Genomic DNA, 4,234 nt, shown 5'->3' with positions numbered 1-4,234 from the left:
CGGCAGCTCACCCGAGTCGGTCCCCAACTCGCCCACCAGGACCGTCTCCACGTCCGCCGACAACCGGTCCACGGTCTCCTCCGCGACCAGCACCAGTTCGGCACCGCTGTCGGCGACCATGAACAGCAACCGGTCCGAGGGATACTCCGGATCCAACGGGACGTACGCCCCGCCCGCCTTCCACACCGCCAACATGGCCACAACCATCTCGGCCCCACGCGGCAGACACAGCCCCACCCGCGACTCACGCCCCACACCACGGGCCACCAGACCCCGCGCCAACGCATCCGACCGCGCATCCAACTCGCCGTAGGACAGCGGTCGGTCGCTGAACCACAACGCCGCCGTGTCCGGCGTGCCGACGGCCCAACCGCGGAACCGTTCCAGCACCGTGCCGGGAACTCCGTCCCGCGCCGTGGCGTTCCACTCCTCTACGACTACGGACCGCTCGGGTCCGTCGAGGAGATCGATGTCGCCCACCCGTAGCGTCGGCTCGTCCGCCATCTGTTCCAGCACCCGTATCAGCCATCCGGCGACGCGGGCCGCCGCCTCCTCGTCGAAGAGGTCCGGCCGATGGGTCATCACGATCCGGAGTCCGACGTCGGGGACGATGCCGACGGTCAGCGGGAAGTTGGTGGCCTCGTGCGCATCCATGCGGGTGAAGGAGATGGTGCCGGGCTCGGGCGCCCCGTCGGGCGGGGTCGGATAGTTCTCGTAGACCACGAGGGTGTCGAACGTCGCTCCCGGCCCGGCCAGCCCCTGCACCTCGCTCAGACCCAGATGCTGATGCGACATCAGCGACGACTGCCGCGCCTGCAGGTCCGCGAGCATGTCCAGCACCGGCTGTCCGCCGGTCAGTGGCACCCGTACCGGCAGCGTGTTGATCATCAGGCCGACCATGGACTCGGCGCCAGGCAGATCCGCCGGCCGTCCCGACACCGTCGCGCCGAACACCACGTCGTTCCGTCCGGTCAACCGGGACAGGACCAGCGCCCATGCGCCCTGCACGACCGAGTTCAGCGTGAGGTTCCGGCCGCGGGCCAACTCCCGCAACCGCGTGGTGGTCTCCTCGGGGAGATCCAGGACGAGGTCCCGCGGCAGCACTGCGACCTCGGCCCCGCCTGCCGCCTGGGGTGCGACCAGGGTCGGTTCCTCCGCCCCGGCCAGTTCCTCCCGCCACGCGGCGCGCGCCGCCTCCCGGTCCTGACGGCCGAGCCACGACAGGTAGTCGCGGTAGGAGGTGACCGGGGGCAGTACCCGGATGTCACCACCCGCCGTGTACATCGCCTCCAGCTCGTCGAGAAGCACCGGCATCGACCAGCCGTCCAGCAGGATGTGATGGGTCGTCACGACGAGGCGGTGGCGGGCTTCCCCGAGCCGGGCCAGGAGCAGCCGGAGCAAGGGCGGGGAGGCGGGGTTCATCCTGTCCTCCCGCTCTTCGCGGGCCAACCGCTCGAACCGGGTCAGGGCCTCCTCCTCGCCGAGGTCCGACAGGTCGACGTCGCCCCAAGGGAGCACAACGCTCCGCGAGATCAGCTGCACCGCCTCGCCGGACCTGCGCCGTTGGAAACTGGCGCGCAGGACGGCATGGCGCTCGATCAGAGCCTCCCAGCACGCGCGGAAGAGCTCGGTGTCCAGGGGGCCGTCCACGCCCAGGACGCACTGGAGGCCGTAGACGTCCGGTCCCTCGTCGTCGTACGAGGAGTGGAAGAGCATCCCCTGCTGGAGGGGCGAGAGCGGCCACACTTCCGCGAGAGCGGATCCCTTGGCGTGCGTCGAGAGGGGCTTCGGGGGCTTCACAGGAACCGTCCTTCGTCGAGTTCGGCAGCTATGGCTTCGAGGTCGTCGACTTCGTCCTGGTCGAGATCGAGGAGCGAGAAGTCGGAGGGGGTGTGACCGCCGGCCTGGGGACCGGCGGTGTGCGCGGCGAGGCCGTTCAGCAGCCCGAGCCAGGCCCGGCCCACCTCCTCCACGTCGGTTTCGTCCAGGAGCGCGGCGGGCCAGCTCAGGGTGAGCGTCAGCTCCGGGCCGCTGACGGTGTCCGCGACCACGGCACCCGCAGCGAGCGCGTGCAGCACCGGCATCCCCGGATCGGCAGCACCACCGACGGCCGTGTCCCCGGCCGTCTGCCAGGGCTCGACCAGGCCCGGCTCGGCACCACCGGCGGTCGCGAACCGGCCCAGGTAGTTGAACCCGACCTGCGGCACCGGCAGGACCTCCAACACCGGCCCTGTCTCCGGATTCAGATGACGCAGCAGGCCATGGCCCAGCCCGTCCCCAGGTACCGCTTGCACCTGCTCCTTCACCCGCTTCACCAGCACACCAGCCGCCGCACCGCCTTCCGTAGCCTCCGTCAGGTCCACACCGGAGGCGTCCAGCCGTACCGGATAAGCGGCGGTGAACCAGCCCACCGTCCGCGACAGATCCATGCCCTCCGACAACGGCTCACGGCCATGCCCCTCGACCTCCACCAGGAACCCGTCGGAGCCGGTGCCGGCGCCGGTCCCCGGGTTCGGGCGGCAGTGCGTCACCGCACCGGCCAGCGTGGCCAACAGCAGTTCGTGCAGCCCGCAGTGGAACACCCGTGGTGTCTCGCCCACGAGCACCGCTGCCTCCTGCGTCGGGAGCGACCAGGACAGCAGGCGCAGGGTGGAGGTCGTGTCGACGGTCGGGTCCAGCGGACGGTGGCCGATCAGCGGTTCTCCGGCACCGGTCGTCCCGGCGGCCATATTGACCCAGGCGTCCAACTCGCCCACCCGCGCCGGACTCTGTGCGGCCCGCCGCAGTCCCTCCGCCCAGGCACGGAACGAAGTCCCCGCCGACTCCAACTCCGGCCGCCGGCCCGCGGCCGCTGCCTCGCACGCGTTCTGCAGGTCGGGTACCAGGACGCGCCACGACACCCCGTCGACCGCCAGATGATGAGCGGCCAGCACAAGCCGACCGACCCGGCCCGGCCCGGCATCCACCCACACCACCTGCACCATCACCCCGGCCGCCGGATCCAGCCTCGTCACCGCCTCCCGAGCGGCATCCACCGCCACCCGGTCCAACCCACCCTCAGCCAGACCTACGGCCTCCACCCGAGCCACCAGCCCGGACACATCGACCTCACCCACCTCCGGAACCACCAACACCTGATCGCTCCCGGCCCGGGCCCGCAGCATCCCGTGAGCCCGCAGCAGCGCCTCCACGCCTGACGCCAGCACGTCCACGCCCAGGTCGGCCGGCGCACCGATCACCGTCCACTGCGCGAAACCGGGCCGCAGCACGTCCTCACCCATCGACCTCATCAACGGCGTCCACGGCACCTCACCGACACCCGAATCCTCAGCCCCGGCCAAGGCCTCCCCGGTCCCCGCCGCCACCAGCGCCAGCCGCTCCGGAGTCTTCTCCTCAAAAATCTGCCGAGGCGTCACCACCCAACCGCAACGACGAGCCCGGGACGCGAGCTGCATCGACATGATCGAGTCGCCGCCCAGCTCGAAGAAACTGTCCCCGACCCCGATCACACCCGACTCCAGGCCCAGCACCTCCGCGAACAAACCGCACAGCGCTTCCTCGGCCGCCGTGCCAGGCCGTCGTGCCGAGCCCGAACCACCGAACTCCGGGTCAGGAAGAGCAGCCCGGTCCACCTTGCCGTTCACCGTCAACGGGAACGCGTCAAGCACCACCACCGCCGCCGGAACCATGTACTCCGGCAGCCGCGAGGAGGCGAAGACCCGCAGAGCGTCGGCATCCACCTCGTGGGCGACTACGTAGCCCACCAGGCGCCCCTCACGGACCATCACGACGGCATGGTCGACCAGGAGGTGGGCCTCCAACGCCGCCTCCACCTCGCCCAGTTCGATACGGAAGCCGCGGATCTTCACCTGATCGTCCGCGCGCCCCACGAACTCCAGTTGGCCCTCGGCGGTCCAGCGGATCAGGTCGCCGGTGCGGTACATCCGCTCGCCCTCACCGAAGGGGGCGGCGACGAACCGCTCTGCCGTCAGGTCCGGGCGCCCGGAGTAGCCGCGCGCCAGACCGGGCCCGGACACATACAGCTCACCCGCCACACCGACCGGCACCGGCTGGAGGAACTCGTCGAGCACGAACGTCCGCGCGTTCCGCAGTGGACGGCCGATCGGAACGCTTCCCCCGGATCCGTCTCCGGGGGTGAGGGGCAGGCTCATCGCCGCGCACACGGTCACCTCGGTCGGACCATACGCATTCACCATCCGCCGACCCACCGACC

2 protein-coding genes are annotated in these 4,234 nt (G+C 70.8%); both read right to left on the bottom strand.

The window, feature by feature from the left end; translation table 11 throughout:
- On the bottom strand, positions 1–1,800 hold a 1,800-nt coding region (locus ACGFZS_RS49680; protein WP_393800826.1), incomplete at its 3' end, for a condensation domain-containing protein.
- Positions 1,797–4,217, bottom strand: a complete 2,421-nt coding sequence (locus tag ACGFZS_RS49675; RefSeq protein WP_393800825.1) for a condensation domain-containing protein — start codon at positions 4,215–4,217, stop codon at positions 1,797–1,799. The genes ACGFZS_RS49675 and ACGFZS_RS49680, both read right to left, overlap by 4 nt.
- Positions 4,218–4,234 lie beyond the last annotated feature (17 nt).

Source organism: Streptomyces sp. NPDC048288, assembly GCF_043201555.1.
GTDB lineage: Bacteria > Actinomycetota > Actinomycetes > Streptomycetales > Streptomycetaceae > Streptomyces.
This window is presented reverse-complemented; position numbering and strand designations above follow the sequence as displayed.

Coding starts and splice junctions, on each gene's coding strand:
- ACGFZS_RS49675 (WP_393800825.1), bottom strand. CDS start 4,217: ATGGTGAATGCGTATGGTCCGACCGAGGTGACCGTGTGCGCGGCGATG.